Consider the following 14,596-nt stretch of genomic DNA (forward strand, 5'->3'; position numbering starts at 1 on the left):
ACAAATCCTATTTTAGCATATTCATTAGCAATGAAATATTGTCTCTTCCGAAAAACGCCTCAACCGTAATGGTCTCTGTCTTTAAAAGTACGGCTAAAAAGAAAATCAAAAGAGTAACAACAACAATTTCCGAAACTTTGCCGCTCTTTAAAAGCTTAAAAGAGAATCTCTGACCGTAAGAAAACCCAGCGGGAATTCCAAGGGGCGTCAGAGCATCAAGAAAAAGGTGAGAAAGGTAACCTGCAGCAAAAGAGAGAATGTCCCTATAAACAGCATACGGAACACTACCTTTTAACACAACTGCAACACAGATAAAAATTAGCGGAACAGCAACATGGTGGGTTATTCCTCTATGTGCATTAAAAAGCGTTCTCTTCTTCGGGAACCCTTTCCCTACATCAACATCGGGGAGGACTGAACCAACCACCGCCGGAAAAATCGGCAGTTTGAAGTAGAGAGCAACTGCCACTCCAGCAAGCACATGAGTTCCTGTTGTCATATAATAAACTCCCTGATGAAAGGATTATCAAGAAGTTCCTGTTTCACCGTGGTCGTAGGCCCATGACCGGGAATGATGACTGTATCCCTGTTGAGCCTGTCAAGAAGTCTAACAATGGATCTTTTCAAGGTTTCGTAATCACTTCCAGGAAGATCATAACGCCCAATGCTTCCCTTAAAGATTAAATCCCCAACTATCACAAAATTATCATCTTTGCTGTAGAGGGATATGCTTCCAGGTGAATGACCGGGCGTGTAAAAAACGTTAAATTCATTCTTACCAATGGTAATAACATCACCTTCGTCAACGGTTCTATCAGGTGGCGGTGAATATTCGGCACCAATGCTTCTCCCAAATTCAGACTCTATCCAGCGATTAACGTTTTCTGCAGCTGCTGGATGCATTATCAGCTCTGCATCCGGGAACTCTATCTTTGCCCAGGCGTTTTTCGCAACATGGTCGGGATGCTCATGAGTATTCACTATGTACTTTACCTTTACCTCATTCCTGTCTGCCACGCCGATTATTTCATCAAGTTCACCGGCAGGATCAACAATCATTCCCTCCCTGCTGTCCAAGTCATAGACAAAGAGCGTGTTAACCGCCAAAAGGCCCAGCGGAAATATCTTCACCACCATGGCTGTTCTCCTCTTTTAAAACTATAAAATCTGAAACTTCGTAAAGATCAATGTACTCATCAGCTGCAACAATTAGTTCTTTGGCCGTAATAGGTTTGAAGGAAATCACCTCAACCTTAATTCCCTTTGCTTTCAGGAAATTGACAAGGTCAACAAAATCACCGTCACCACTCATTAAAACGGCAGCATCTATCTTTCCCGATTCAGCCATGGCTATAGCATCAATGGCTATCCCCATGTCCCAATCGGCTTTGTACTCAATCTTATCCCAGCTGTAAAACTTTTTCGGCTGCTTCAATTTAATCTCATAACCGAGACTTCTCAAAACATACAGAAAACTTCCCTGATTCACGTTATCAAGATCCACAAGATAAGCTATCGCTCTGTGCAGCTTCCTTCCCCTAACAGCTATTTCAAGGAGCCTTTTAAAATCTATTTTCTTCTTTAAGGTGTTCCTTGCACCGTAGTATAGATTTTGCATATCGATAAAAACGGCAACTTTCAAATGCCCGTAAACCGAATCTCTTTCTATGTAGTCTCTGGCTTTCACCTGCTCCCTCCTGTTCCTTCTCTCAAAAATATAAGAGGAGACTGACACTTAAAATTTTCAGAGGACAACCTGTCAAGAAATTCATAAGGGTTTCTCACTCCATCAACAACGGCAAGCTTAATTCTATTTTCCGCCATTGCATAAAGAACACCCCTGTGAGATGGTACTTTAGGAAGAATTATACACGTTACACCTTTACTTTTAAGGAATTCAACGAGCTCTATACCCCTTCCCCTTTCTATGTTTTTAACAGGATTAACATAAATTTTAGTGCTTTCTAAGAGCTTTCTCTTCTTATCAACGACGGCAATTAGAACGAAATCACATTTACCAAACCCTTCACAAAATCTATCTTTTGAATCAAGAGGCATTGCTATTACCTGCTTCCGCGGCTCATAAGGCTCCGGATGGATTATTACTTTTTCAACAAAAGGTATCTCTTTTTTAACTTTCTGCTCTATGGCATCTACAATTTCGTGAGCTTCTTCAAGAGAGTCACAATCGATATAGACTTCAGCCTCTATAAATTTGTAACTTCCTGAATTTCTACCTCTTATAGATTTTATTCCTGAAACTTCTGGAAATTCAAGCATTATGTTCTTAACCTTTTCCAGAGTTTCTCTATCTATCGAAGCATCCAGCAAAACCTTCAAAGATTCAAGCAGTATTTCAAAACCGGCACGGAATATAAGCACAACAACAACTGCCACGGCCATCTTTTCTATCCACGGATAGCCCGCATAATTCGCGATAACACCTACAAGAACCACAGCAGCACTGAACATGTCGGTTTTAACATGTTCTGCATCTGCAATAAGGCTTGGAGAATTCAATTCCTCTCCCTTTTTTCTCTCGTAAAAGGAAAAAACAAGCGTGAGAATAAAAGTTGCAAAAATAGCCACAAGAGCCACCGGCAGGTTCGTTACTCTTTCCCTTCCTCCTCCAAACAGAGAATGCTTTGCTATCTCATATCCCGCAAGAAAAATTGCAAAAGAACTCACTATGGCAACTATGTTTTCAACCTTGTAAAGACCATAAGGAAATTCTTTTGACTTCATGTTAGCAATGGTTATACCGGCATAGACAGAAACGGCCGCTGCCAGATCAGAGAGAGAGTGAATTGCATCTGCCACCAAAGCCGCAGAATTTGAAGCAAGTCCTGCTGAAAGTTTAATGGTAAAGAGTATTAAATTAAAAAAAACAGACATAAGAGCTATCTTCTTTTTTTCTCTATATATCAAAATTCCTCCTCATCACTGTAAAAAGAGTCTATCTCTTTCATCAAATCTCTCTTTTTCTGCATAACTTTCGCCCACTCTTCCACAGCACTCCTATCATTTCCCGACATTTTTCCTCTTGCTAACTTTATTTTTACAAGAGCAGGAACCGGTATCATCTTCCCCATAACAAGAGCTTCCCCGACATTAAGAGAGGATAGTTGTTCAACAAGCTCGCTACTTAAAGATTCTGCCGCCTGTTGAACGTGCCGCTGGTCGCTCGGTTCAACAAGTTTGAGAATAATCATGTTGTTTGCCTGAGAAAGGGCATTAACATCAAGGGCTTTTGGCCTCTGACTGACGAGACATAACCCGAGTCCAAACTTCCTCCCTTCCCTTGCAACTCTTGATATCCAGTACTTAGAACGGGTATTAACGGAAGAAGAGGCAAGTATGTGAGCTTCTTCAAGTATAGAAAACACGGGGAATTCAAGTCCGCCATCGTAACCGTGAACAAACCGCTTCCTCTTTTCAAGCAGGTTCCTCAAAACGTGGCTTACAATAATGTCAGCAATTTTCTCATCAACATGAGAAAAATCGATAACATTAAGGCGGGCCGGTTCTATCTGATCAACTATCGGCTTTTGAAAAAGGTCAAAAAGTTCACTGTAAGCATCTTCCATGTCCTCGACTTTGTTGAGAACGCCTATGATAGATCTCCTGTCATCTTTTATGTCCGGATCCTCCCTGGCCTGTTCTCTATACATTTCAAGCTCACCCTTCAACCTTCCCCAGAAGGCATCAACCTGAATGGCACCGGATGAAATGTCCTCTATAGTTGTCCTAAAAGCCCTTCTCAGATATCTATCTTGAATAAACGAATTGTCATCAACGTTGGCAAACTGTCTAAACTCCTTGTAGCTAAGATGAACAGGGTTCAACTTCAGCTCAAGTCGCTTAACAACATTCTCTCCGTCCACCCTGTAATTAAAATTTACGTACTCACCGTGCATATCAAAGACAAGAACGGCTGCTGACTTTTCCAGCATACCCTCTATAATCACGGAAACCGTGTTTGACTTACCACCTCCAGTAACGGCAAGCACGGCAAGATGCCTGCTAACTATCTGGTCAACATCAACATAAACGTCAACATCCTCTCTTGTAAGGAGAGAACCTATGCAAATTTTTTTACCATCGTCTCTTCCAAACACTTTACGCAAAGTATCCGATGAAGCAAGATATATATCAGTTCCGGGCGGCGGCGGAACCCGTGGAATAAACATGTTCTTATCCACATCACCCAAGATTGATATCTTCCCGTAGAAAAACAGACGTCTGTTGGAAATCCGCTTTAACTTCTCTATATCATCAAAATCAAAATCGTCATCAAAAAGCTTGGTAGAACAGGAAATTGACTTAATAAATCCCAAAACACATGCACTTTCGTAGTTAAGCTCCACATACTCACCAAGCGAAACCTTCTTGGGACTTATAAAAAAAACTTCCTTGGGGGTAGATTCGTTCAAACATACACCTATCTTTTCCCTTTTCTCAGCCATTTTTAACACTCCAAACAGAGATAATCAAGAAAAAATTTTTTCTGTGAATGTACAAAGGAATAAGAATCATCCCTTTTCTTTTCTCATTTTGTAATTAGTAGCATAAGTTAACGCTTTACATAACTGCTCAAATTCAATAGGTTTAACAAGGTAACCGTCAGCCCCTGCTTTCATTGCTTTTTCTTCAGAATCTCTAAACGCATCTGCCGTGAGAATAAAAATGGGAACATCTATACCTTTTTTACGTATCTCTTTAACTGCCGTAAGTCCATCCATAACAGGCATTTTTAAATCCATCAAAATTATGTCATAATTGTTTTTTTCCGCCTCTTCAACCGCTTTCTCCCCATTATCAACAATTCTCACATGCTCTATGCCGAATTTCTTCCTCAAAAGTTCCCTGATAAAAATCTGGTTAACAAGAACATCCTCAGCAACAAGAACCTTTAGATTTTTATCCGCCTTTCTGCATTTAACAGATTTCACAGCAGACTGTTTTGCAGGCGCCTTTGTCTTTTTAAGAGAGAGCAATACATAGAAGGTAGAACCCTTTCCGGGCACACTTTCAACCCAGACATCACCACCCATTATGTTGGCAAGTTTCTTGGTTATAAAGAGACCCAATCCCGTTCCTTCAACTTTTTTGCTTATGTGGCTTTTAACCTGAGAGAAAGGTCTGAAAAGTAATGGTTGCTTTTCGTAAGGAATACCAATTCCCGTATCTTTAACGTAAAATAGAAGTTTGACAACTTCGCCTTCGTCTTTTTTCTTCTTGAGTCCGACCTCTATATAACCTCTCTCTGTAAACTTGGCAGCATTTGAAAGAAGGTTAAAGAATATCTGTTTGATTCTCTTCTCATCAGCTACAACCCATATCTCCTCTTCCGGAAAGTTAAACCTTAACTTCACACCTTTCTTAAGGTTTGAAGAGATAGCGTAGGCCGTTTCCTTCAAAACCTTTATTATGTTCAGAGGTTCTGTATAAAGCTCTATCTGCTCTGCCTGGATTTTTGCTACATCGAGAATATCATTGACAAGGCTTAAAAGCTGCTTGGCACTTGAAAGGGCAAGTTCCACATACTCTTTGTCCTTTTCGCTGAGTTTATCTGACTGCGATAAAAGGTTCAAAAAGCCGATGATACCATTAAGGGGCGTCCTGATATCATGAGAAACCGTTGCAAGAAAAATTTTCTGGCTGGAAAGGGCATTTATCAAATAAATTGCCATATCTTCAAGAGACCTCGCTATATGGATAAGAAATTCCGGAATTTTTGAATAGTCAATCGTTGATGGAATGTAACTCTTCCCTTCCCTTATGGCTTTAGAAACTTCCTCTCTAAACCGCTCAATTTCGTCAGCCGCAACCATCGTTTCATCTTTTAGCCTTTTAAGCGTTCCATAAATCTGCTTGTAGATTCCCCTGTTGTCAGCAGGAATAACACAATTAAAACGATTTTCACACGTTTCGCAGGAACGAAGACCCTTAAAACACTCTATCCACCTTAAAGTTGCCTGAGCAGCCTCAGCCCATTTATCAGATATAGCATTTAAAAGCTCTCCTATATCCTTCCACTTACCTTCAAGATCATCTATCCGGATTTTTTCAATACGCCCGGACTGAAAATTTTGAAGCATAAACTTTATTCTGCCAAGCAACGTAAAAATGAGCTTTGCCGTATCTTCAGACGCTTTAAATGCCTCACCTATCTCATCGTCCGTTTTATACTTTTCAGGAATACTTGAAAGTTTACAGACAAGACCTGATGGAATGCTTGAAATAGCGCGGGTCAGCTTGTTTAATCTGTAAGATACATCCCTCAGCATCATAGCTATCAGAAGAAAAACAAGAGTTCCAATAACTATGTAAATACCTTCAAGTTTATAAAAAAGCCGCCTTTCGTTACTCTTTTTCAGCTTATCAACTATAAGCCCAAAAGCCTCTTTTAACGGCGCCGCTTCCTTTAACAACACTTCTGGCGGAACTTTTCCGGACAAAAGATCTTTTTTAAGCTTACTCCAAACCTCATTAACAACTTTTAGCTCTTGAGAATAGTTTTTCTCTTTTAAAAGACCTCCGTCAACAACAAACTTTTCCTCCAGAGATGCCTCATGACGAAGACCTGTAAAGTGAATAAAAACACCTCCCTCTCCAAGAGCCTTAAGATTCTTATCAAAAATAGCCATAGTACGCTTAAGATCCTGCTTCTCATGGCCTTTAAAACCCTCCACAAATCCCATAGTATAGTCAAGAAGCATCCTCTCAAGAAGATACCTTTCTGTACTCACAGCTTCTATCTTCTCATCCACTTTCTCGTGAATATGCATGCTGTACATACCTGTAGTGGAGGCCAGGAAGCCAAAAAAACCCATAACGGAAAGGAGAAGTATAAATTTCGTCCTGATTTTCATCTTAATCACACCTTAAAACAATATTGCATTTCAACATTTAAATATAAAACACAGAACTGTCCCTCGCCGTATCAAATCAAAGCGACTATATACAAAAAGTAACGATAACATATATTTATACCAGTCATTATACTTTTCCAGTTTCAAGATGCTAAAATTCCTTCAATCAAAACTTAACCGGTAAACTATAATGTTGCTACAGGAGGATTTATAGATGAACGAAGAAACTTACAGAGGCAGAGCCTTCAAGTTTGGAGACGACATAAATACGGATGAAATTATACCTGCAAGGTACCTCAACACATCTGACCCGGCAGAGCTTGCAAAACACTGCATGGAAGATGCAGACCCCGAGTTTCCTTCAAAGGTTCAGAAAGGTGACATTATCGTTGGCGGAAAAAACTTTGGATGCGGATCTTCAAGAGAGCACGCACCAATAGCCATAAAAGCTGCTGGAGTTTCCGCAGTTATAGCCAGGTCTTTCGCAAGGATCTTCTACAGAAACTGCATAAACATAGGACTTCCAATCTTTGAATCACCGGAAGCCGTGGAAGGTATAGAAGAAGGAGACATCGTAGAGGTTAACCCGGCAACAGGCGTAATAAAAAACATAACGAAGGGAACAGAATTTAAAGCTACACCTATACCACCTGAAATAAGAAAAATAATGGATGCCGGTGGCCTGATGGAATATGCAAAACAGAAGCTCCAGGAAAAATAAAGTAACAGGAGGCAGAAAGTTGAAAGAGTTTAACATCGCAGTTCTCCCGGGCGACGGGATAGGCCCAGAAATCGTAAAACAGGCCATTAAGGTTATGGACGCCGTGGCTGAAAAGTTCAACCTTAAACTTAACTACGAATATGGGCTTATTGGCGGAGCGGCCATAGACGAAACGGGTAACCCATTTCCTGAAGAAACAAAAGAGATGGTTCTAGAGTCAGATGCGGTTCTCCTTGGCGCCGTGGGTGGACCAAAGTGGGACAACCTTGAATTTTCAATAAGACCTGAAAGGGCTCTTTTAGGTCTAAGAAAGCTACTTAACGCATTTGCCAACTTAAGGCCTGCAAAACTATACGACGAGCTCATAGATGCCTCTTCTCTAAAACCCGAAATCGTTAAAGGCGTTGACATAATGGTTGTTAGAGAACTCAACAGCGGTATCTATTTTGGAATTCCTAAAGGAATTTTCATTGACGGTGACGAAAAGGTTGGCATAAACACTCTAAGATACTACGAGCATGAAGTTGAAAGGATTGCAAAGGTTGCCTTTGAAGTGGCAAGAAAGAGAGGGAAAAAAGTTACCAGCGTTGATAAGGCAAACGTCCTGGAAGCTACAGTTCTCTGGCGAGAAGTTATGGAGAAAGTTCATCAGGATTATTCCGATGTTGAGTTAAACCACATGTACGTTGATAACGCCGCAATGCAAATAATCAGATGGCCCAAACAGTTCGATGTTATAGTTACAACGAACATGTTTGGCGATATCCTCTCCGATGCCTGTGCCATGTTGACAGGTTCTCTTGGAATGCTCCCATCTGCAAGCATCGGTGGAAAAATCGGTCTTTACGAACCAATCCACGGTTCTGCTCCCGACATTGCAGGTCAGAACATAGCAAACCCAATTGCAACAATAAACTCTGCTGGAATGATGTTTACATACTCGTTCGACATGGCTGAAGCTGAAGAAGCCATAGACAGAGCAGTAAGAACCGTACTCGCAAAAGGATACAGGACAAAAGACATAATGTCCGACGGATGCAAAGAGGTAACAACTGAAGAGATGGGAGACCTTATTGCAGAAGAAATCAGAAACAACTGACCATACCGGGGCAGGAGTTTTCCTGCCCCTTCAATGTTCTTTAATCTATAAATTTCTCAATAACAGGAGAAATCAAAACATAATTTCCTGAAAGAATTAACTAACCAATTGATAAGACAACCCCCATAAGCGATAAATATAGAAAATTTAATGTTAAAATTATTAGCGATTTCAGAAAAAAGCGAGCGTTTGACTACCAGAAAAAGAGATTTTAAAATAAGCGTGAAATTACGAGGCAATGGAGAATAAGGTGACTTTTCAGGAACTGATATTTAAGCTGGAAACTTACTGGTCTGAAAAAGGGTGTGTCATTGGAAAAAGCTACGACGTTGAGCAGGGTGCAGGAACAATGCACCCTTTTACATTTTTAAAGGTACTTGACTCAAAGCCCTGGAACGTGGCTTATGTCCAGGCATGCAGAAGGCCTGCCGATGGAAGGTATGGTGATAATCCCAACAGGCTTCAGAGATACTTCCAGTTTCAGGTAATCCTTAAACCTTCTCCTGAAAATGCACAGGAACTTTATCTTGGAAGCTTAGAGGCCCTCGGCATCAGCCCTTACAAACATGACATAAGATTCGTTGAAGACGACTGGGAATCACCTACATTAGGCGCATGGGGGCTCGGCTGGGAAGTCTGGCTTGATGGAATGGAGATAACACAGTTCACCTACTTTCAGCAGGCAGGTGGAATAACTCTCAATCCAGTATCTGTGGAAATAACATACGGACTTGAAAGAATTGCAATGTACATTCAAAATGTTGACAGCGTTTACGACATTATCTGGACAAACGGCGTAAAGTATGGTGATCTTTACAAAGAAGCTGAATATCAATGGTCTGTCTATAATTTTGAAGAAGCAGATGTTGAAATGCTGTTCAAACTCTTTTCAATGTACGAAGTAGAGTCTAAACGACTTATAGAGAAAGGCCTGGTGCTTCCAGCTTACGATTACTGCCTAAAATGTTCTCATGTATTCAATGTGCTTGACGCAAGAGGTGCAATATCTGTGGCAGAAAGAGCATCTTACATCGGAAGAGTCAGAAAACTTGCAAATTTGTGTGCGAAAGAATACTTAAAAAAAGAGAAAGAGGTAACAGCAAGTGAAGGCTGAAAATTTTATACTTGAGATCGGAACAGAAGAACTTCCAGCATCCTTTATAGAACCGGCACTCCAGAGCATAAAAGATCAATTTAAAAAATTACTATATGATTTCCGGCTGACGGCAGAAACAGTTGAAACGTTTGGAACACCAAGGAGATTAATACTTATTGCCACTGGAATTCCTGTAAAAGAATCTGACAGAGAAGAAATAATTACGGGCCCCTCCTGGAAAGCTGCCTTTGATGAAAATGGAAATCCAACAAAAGCAGCCGAAGGATTTGCCCGTTCAAAAGGTGTTTCCGTTAATGATCTCATAAAAATAGAAACGGAAAGGGGCGTTTACGCTGGAATAAAAAGAACGGTAAAGGGAAGAAAGACTAAAGACATCTTGTCTGAAAAAGTTCCTGAACTTATAAAAAGCATCCCTTTCAAAAAGAGCATGCGCTGGGGAAGTGGAAGTTTACGGTTTGGAAGACCAATAAGATGGATATGTGCCGTTTTTGGTGGCGAAACCGTCAAATTTTCACTTGATGGAATAGAAAGTAAACCGTTTTCAAGGGGACACAGATTTCTTGCCCCGGAACCTTTTAACGTTTTAGAAGTCGAAGATCTCATCACCGAACTCGAATCAAGATACGTTATAGCTGACGTAGAAAAGAGAAAATCAATTATCCTTGACAGCGCAGAAGATTTAGCAAACCAGGCGGGCTGCATTTTAGTAGAAGATGAAGATCTGCTTGAAGAGGTAACCAATTTAGTTGAATTTCCTTATCCTATCATAGGAACCTTTGAAGAGCGCTTTCTCCAGCTTCCCGAAGAGGTTCCAATAGTTGTGATGAAAGAGCATCAAAGATACTTTTCAGTAAGAGATAAAAACGGAGACCTTAAAAACTACTTCATAGCCGTAGCAAACATAAAACCGCCTGAAGAAGAGGTGGTAAGACAGGGATACGAAAAGGTATTAAGAGCAAGACTATCTGACGCTCTGTTTTTCTTTAAAGAAGATAGGAAGAAAAAACTGGAAGAACGTGTTCCTGAACTAAAAGGTGTCATTTTCCACGATAAACTGGGAACTATGTTTGAAAAGGTGGAAAGGCTTAAAAACCTTACCCCGAAAATTGCAAAACTGATAGACGGTGATGAGAAAAAATCAGAAAGAGCTGCGTTCCTTTCAAAGGCAGACCTTATAACCGAAATGGTGAAAGAATTTACAGAACTCCAGGGGGTTATGGGCAAAAACTATGCTCTCCTTGATGGTGAAGACGAAGAAGTAGCGGAAGCTATATTTGAACAGTATTTACCACGATTTTCAGATGATAGAACGGCAGAAACAAAAACCGGTATAGCACTCTCTCTCGCAGAAAAGTTTGACAACATTGTCGGTTTCTTCGGTGTTGGATTAAAACCTACAGGTTCAATGGATCCTTTTGCCCTCAGAAGAAACGCCATAGGAATAATCAGAACGTTAACGGAAAACGGTATTCTTATAGACATAATGGAAGTTGCAAAACTTACATTTGACACATACAGAAATCAGGGGAAAAAGCTCCCCGAAAGTAACCCCGAAGAAGTAGTAAACTTCATAAAAGAGAGGCTAAAAGCACTGCTTTCTGAAAGGTTCCGTCAGGACACGGTGGATGCTGTCCTTGATGTAACAGACAACCTGACCGACGCCGTAGAAAGAATAAAAGCAATAGACGAACTTAGAAGTGACGAGGACTTTGAGCCCGTACTGATAACAATGAGAAGGGTCATGAACATAATTCCTGAAGATTTCACTGCTGACGAGAAAGAGATAGAGACGGACAACGAATACGAAAAACAGCTCTTAGAAGCTTTCAACCGCGTAAAAGCAGAGATTGAAAACGACATAAAAAGTGGCGACTACAAATCCGCACTCCTGAGGATAGGCAACCTTAAAAAGAACGTTGACCTCTTTTTTGACAACGTTATGGTTATGGATAAAGATGAAAAGGTCAAAAACCGCAGACTGTCCATTTTAAAGCTAATTTCAGAAACTCTTTCGCAACTTGCGAACTTTAGAAATATTAGAAGTTAGGGGGCGGCATAATGGCTAAGAGAGTCTATTTCTTTGGAAACGGAAAGGCAGACGGAACCGCACAAATGAAGGATTTGTTAGGCGGCAAAGGGGCTAACCTTGCCGAAATGACAAACCTTGGATTACCTGTTCCACCGGGTATTACGATAACAACAGAGGTGTGTAAGGAATACTTTCAGCTTGGACAAAAGTTTCCTGAAGGACTATGGGATGAGATCCTTGAAGGAATGAAAAAGATTGAAGAAGTTGTTGGCAAGAAGTTCGGCGACAGAAAAATGCCACTTCTTGTAGCTGTTCGTTCAGGTGCTCCAGTCTCCATGCCCGGAATGATGGATACGATTCTTAACCTGGGTCTTAACGACGAATCTGTGGAAGGCCTTGCTGAAAGCACGGGAAATGAGAGATTCGCATGGGATTCTTATAGAAGATTTATACAGATGTTCGGAAACGTCGTTATGGGTATTCCACACGAAAAGTTTGAAGAAATCTTAGAAGCAAAGAAAAAAGAAGTCGGTGCAGAAGCTGATATAGATCTTACCGCAGAAGATTTTAAAGACATCGTCAAAAAGTACAAAGAGATGATTAAGAGGGAAACTGGACAGGAATTCCCCCAGGACCCTTACAGGCAACTTGAAATGGCAGTAAGGGCTGTTTTTGACTCCTGGAACAACCCGAGAGCCATAAGGTACAGAGAAATCAACAAAATCCCCGAAGATTACGGAACAGCGGTTAACGTTGTTGCAATGGTCTTTGGAAACATGGGAGATACTTCAGGAACAGGTGTTGCGTTTACACGTAACCCTTCAACAGGTGAAAATGAATTCTACGGCGAATATCTCAAAAACGCGCAGGGAGAAGATGTCGTTGCCGGTATAAGAACACCACAACCGCTCAGAAAATCACAGAAAACTGACGATTCTCAAGTATCCCTTGAAGAGGAATTCCCTGAGGTTTACAAAGAGCTTGAAAGAATAAGAGATATACTTGAGAAGCACTACAGAGATATGCAGGACATAGAGTTCACTATAGAAAACGGCAAGCTATACATGCTTCAAACAAGAACAGGCAAGAGAACGGCAAGAGCAGCTGTAAAGATCGCCGTTGACCTTGTAAAAGAAGGACTTATAACAAAAGAAGAAGCCATTATGAGAATAGACCCTTCACTAATCAACCAGCTTCTCCACCCTATGATTGACGAAGAGGACAAGAAGAGGGCAATTGCAGAGGGAAGACTCATAACAAAAGGACTACCAGCTGCTCCGGGCGCTGTATCTGGAAAGGTTGTTTTCTCTGCTGATGAAGCCGTTGAAATGAAAGAGAAAGGTGAAAGGGTGATTCTTGTAAGACATGAAACTTCACCTGAAGACATTCACGGAATGCACGCAGCTGAAGGTATCCTAACGGCAAGAGGCGGCATGACTTCACATGCAGCTGTTGTTGCAAGAGGAATGGGTAAAACATGCATTGTAGGTGCCGAAACAATAACCGTTGACTACGACAAGCAGGAATTCAGAGTTGGTGATATTGTTGTCAAAAAAGGCGACATCATCACCATAGACGGTTCAACCGGTGAAATTTTCCACGGCGAAATAAAAACCATTCCGGCTAACATTTCAGGTGAGTTTGAAGAACTGATGAAGTGGGCCGATGAAATAAGAGACCTCAAGGTAAGGGTCAATGCAGATACACCTGAAGATGCCCTTCAGGGAAGAAAGTTTGGCGCTGAAGGTATAGGCTTGTGCAGAACAGAACATATGTTCTTCAACGAAGAAAGAATCCCGGTTGTTAGAGAAATGATCCTCGCAAAGACAAAAGAAGAGAGAGAAAAGGCCCTCAAAAAACTCCTTCCAATGCAAAAGAGTGACTTCAAAGCAATCTTTGAAGTTATGGACGGGCTTCCGGTAAACATAAGACTCCTTGACCCACCACTTCATGAATTCCTTCCAAAGACAGAAGAGGAGTTTGAAAAGACCGCTAAAGAAATGGGAATATCCGTTGAAGAGATAAAGAGAAGGGCTGAAGAGCTCCATGAAGTTAACCCCATGCTTGGACTTAGAGGTTCAAGGCTCGGTATTGCCTACCCTGAAATATACGAAATGCAGGTAAGAGCAATAATAGAAGCCGCGTGCGAGTGCAAGAAAGAAGGTATAGAAGTCAAACCGGAAATAATGCTCCCTCTCATTGCAGACGATAGAGAACTTGCAGAGCTTAAAAGAATGATAGACCGGGTTGCTGCAGAAGTGTTTGTTGAAACAGGCGTAGAAGTTCCTTATCAGGTTGGAACGATGATAGAGATACCGAGGGCAGCTCTCATAGCAGATCAACTTGCAAGAGATGCTGAATACTTTTCATTCGGAACAAACGACCTCACACAGATGACCTTTGGCCTTTCAAGGGACGATGCCGGAAAGTTCATCGGAAAATATGTGGAAAAGGGCATCCTCAAAGGCGATCCATTTATGCATATTGACGAAAATGGTGTTGGACAACTCATAAAAATCGCTATAGAAAAAGGAAACCGTATTAGACCAAACATCAAAACGGGTGTCTGTGGTGAACACGGTGGAGACCCACGCTCAATCAACTTCTTCCAGCAAGCTGGCATCCAGTACGTAAGTCCATCACCGTTTAGAGTTCCAATAGCAAGACTTGCAGCAGCACAGGCGAAGATTAGATTAAATACCAAATAAAAAAAGGGGGGTACCCCCCTTTTTTCAAATAAATTTAACCTGAGGTG

At 41.1% G+C, this 14,596-nt stretch carries 11 protein-coding genes; 5 read left to right on the forward strand and 6 right to left on the reverse strand.

The window, feature by feature from the left end:
• Nucleotides 1-7 precede the first annotated feature (7 nt).
• From H153_RS0106210 to H153_RS09955, 6 genes are all read right to left on the reverse strand, one after another.
• Nucleotides 8-499, reverse strand: a complete 492-nt coding sequence (locus H153_RS0106210) for a metal-dependent hydrolase (protein ID WP_022847278.1) — start codon at nucleotides 497-499, stop codon at nucleotides 8-10.
• Complete coding sequence (locus H153_RS0106215) at nucleotides 496-1,137, reverse strand: MBL fold metallo-hydrolase (protein WP_022847279.1); 642 nt, start codon at nucleotides 1,135-1,137, stop codon at nucleotides 496-498. The genes H153_RS0106210 and H153_RS0106215 overlap by 4 nt, the downstream gene beginning before the upstream one ends.
• Complete coding sequence (locus H153_RS09495) at nucleotides 1,097-1,687, reverse strand: NYN domain-containing protein (protein WP_022847280.1); 591 nt, start codon at nucleotides 1,685-1,687, stop codon at nucleotides 1,097-1,099. The genes H153_RS0106215 and H153_RS09495 overlap by 41 nt, the downstream gene beginning before the upstream one ends.
• On the reverse strand, nucleotides 1,684-2,928 hold the full coding sequence (locus H153_RS09500; protein WP_022847281.1) for a cation diffusion facilitator family transporter: 1,245 nt from the start codon (nucleotides 2,926-2,928) through the stop codon (nucleotides 1,684-1,686). The genes H153_RS09495 and H153_RS09500 overlap by 4 nt, the downstream gene beginning before the upstream one ends.
• Complete coding sequence (locus H153_RS0106230; protein WP_022847282.1) at nucleotides 2,925-4,466, reverse strand: ATP-binding protein; 1,542 nt, start codon at nucleotides 4,464-4,466, stop codon at nucleotides 2,925-2,927. Before H153_RS0106230 ends, H153_RS09500 begins: the two co-directional genes overlap by 4 nt.
• Before the next feature lie 66 nt (nucleotides 4,467-4,532).
• The gene (locus tag H153_RS09955) at nucleotides 4,533-6,875 is read right to left on the reverse strand and encodes an ATP-binding protein (protein WP_022847283.1); all 2,343 of its coding nucleotides are present in this window, start codon (nucleotides 6,873-6,875) and stop codon (nucleotides 4,533-4,535) included.
• Nucleotides 6,876-7,089: 214 nt separating this feature from the next.
• Here H153_RS09955 and leuD point away from each other — a divergent pair, with 214 nt between their 5' ends.
• The 5 genes from leuD to ppdK all read left to right on the forward strand — a co-directional run bounded on the left by leuD (nucleotide 7,090) and on the right by ppdK (nucleotide 14,549).
• Nucleotides 7,090-7,596, forward strand: a complete 507-nt coding sequence (leuD, locus tag H153_RS0106240; protein ID WP_022847284.1) for a 3-isopropylmalate dehydratase small subunit — start codon at nucleotides 7,090-7,092, stop codon at nucleotides 7,594-7,596.
• A 19-nt stretch (nucleotides 7,597-7,615) separates the two neighbouring features.
• Nucleotides 7,616-8,695 (forward strand): 3-isopropylmalate dehydrogenase, encoded by a 1,080-nt coding sequence (leuB, locus tag H153_RS0106245; RefSeq protein ID WP_022847285.1) that lies wholly within the window; start codon nucleotides 7,616-7,618, stop codon nucleotides 8,693-8,695.
• A 250-nt stretch (nucleotides 8,696-8,945) separates the two neighbouring features.
• Nucleotides 8,946-9,809: a glycine--tRNA ligase subunit alpha gene (locus tag H153_RS0106250; RefSeq protein ID WP_022847286.1), complete on the forward strand. Its 864-nt coding sequence runs from the start codon at nucleotides 8,946-8,948 to the stop codon at nucleotides 9,807-9,809.
• On the forward strand, nucleotides 9,799-11,859 hold the full coding sequence (gene glyS, locus H153_RS0106255; protein WP_022847287.1) for a glycine--tRNA ligase subunit beta: 2,061 nt from the start codon (nucleotides 9,799-9,801) through the stop codon (nucleotides 11,857-11,859). Before H153_RS0106250 ends, glyS begins: the two co-directional genes overlap by 11 nt.
• 11 nt (nucleotides 11,860-11,870) lie before the next feature.
• Nucleotides 11,871-14,549, forward strand: a complete 2,679-nt coding sequence (gene ppdK / locus H153_RS0106260) for a pyruvate, phosphate dikinase (RefSeq protein WP_022847288.1) — start codon at nucleotides 11,871-11,873, stop codon at nucleotides 14,547-14,549.
• The last annotated feature ends 47 nt before the right edge of the window (nucleotides 14,550-14,596 follow it).

Source organism: Desulfurobacterium sp. TC5-1 (assembly GCF_000421485.1).
GTDB lineage: Bacteria > Aquificota > Aquificia > Desulfurobacteriales > Desulfurobacteriaceae > Desulfurobacterium_A.

Bases quoted from the DNA above. Each gene is read 5' to 3' on its own strand.
- H153_RS09955 (WP_022847283.1), bottom strand. From the start codon at position 6,875: ATGAAAATCAGGACGAAATTTATACTTCTCCTTTCCGTTATGGGTTTT.
- ppdK (WP_022847288.1), top strand. From the start codon at position 11,871: ATGGCTAAGAGAGTCTATTTCTTTGGAAACGGAAAGGCAGACGGAACC.
- H153_RS0106230 (WP_022847282.1), bottom strand. From the start codon at position 4,466: ATGGCTGAGAAAAGGGAAAAGATAGGTGTATGTTTGAACGAATCTACC.
- H153_RS0106210 (WP_022847278.1), bottom strand. From the start codon at position 499: ATGACAACAGGAACTCATGTGCTTGCTGGAGTGGCAGTTGCTCTCTAC.
- leuD (WP_022847284.1), top strand. From the start codon at position 7,090: ATGAACGAAGAAACTTACAGAGGCAGAGCCTTCAAGTTTGGAGACGAC.
- H153_RS0106215 (WP_022847279.1), bottom strand. From the start codon at position 1,137: ATGGTGGTGAAGATATTTCCGCTGGGCCTTTTGGCGGTTAACACGCTC.